We start from the raw sequence: 548 nt of genomic DNA, 5'->3' as shown, positions 1-548 counted from the left end.
CCCCTCTTTCCCCCTTTCCTCTCTCTTCTTCCCCTTTTCCTTCCCCTTCCTCTCCTTCTCTTGTTGTCACCTCTTCTTTCTCTTTCCCTCCCCTCTCTTCTTCTCCTTCTTTCTCCTTCCTCTTCTTCCTCCTTCTTTCTTTTTTCTCCCTTCTTCCCTCCTTTCCTCCTTTCCTTTCTTTTCTTTCCCTCTTCCTCCCTCCTTTTTCCTTCTTCCTTCTTCCTTCCTCCTTTCCTTTCCCCCCTTTTCCCTTCTCCCCCTTTTCCTCCCTTCCCTTCTTCCCCTTTCCCTTTCTCCTCTTTCCCTTCTTCTTCTTTCCTCTTCCCTTTCTTCCTCTTCTTTCCTTCTTCTTTCCCTTTTTCTCCGTCCCTTTTCGATTGTGGAGCACATCATCTTCTTCTCCCTTCTCCCTTCCCTCTCCTTTTTCTCCCCTCCCTTCTCCCCCCCCTCTTTCTTTCTCCCTCCGCTTTCTGCCGGTCCCAGCTCTTTGTAATCTGTCTACCCCCGGTTTCTCTCTTCGCCTTTTTCCCCCTCCCCCCCGCCCTCCC

General features: G+C 50.9%; 1 protein-coding gene. It reads right to left on the bottom strand.

The features are described from left to right. Positions 1 to 388 (bottom strand): hypothetical protein (locus tag E1963_RS20055; RefSeq protein WP_207669429.1); only part of this gene is annotated, 388 nt, incomplete at its 3' end. Positions 389 to 548 lie beyond the last annotated feature (160 nt).

Origin of the sequence: Extibacter muris (genome assembly GCF_004345005.1) — a bacterium.
GTDB classification, from domain to species: domain Bacteria; phylum Bacillota; class Clostridia; order Lachnospirales; family Lachnospiraceae; genus Extibacter; species Extibacter muris.
Note: the sequence above shows the minus strand (reverse complement) of the source record. Positions and strands in the feature narration are given on the sequence as shown.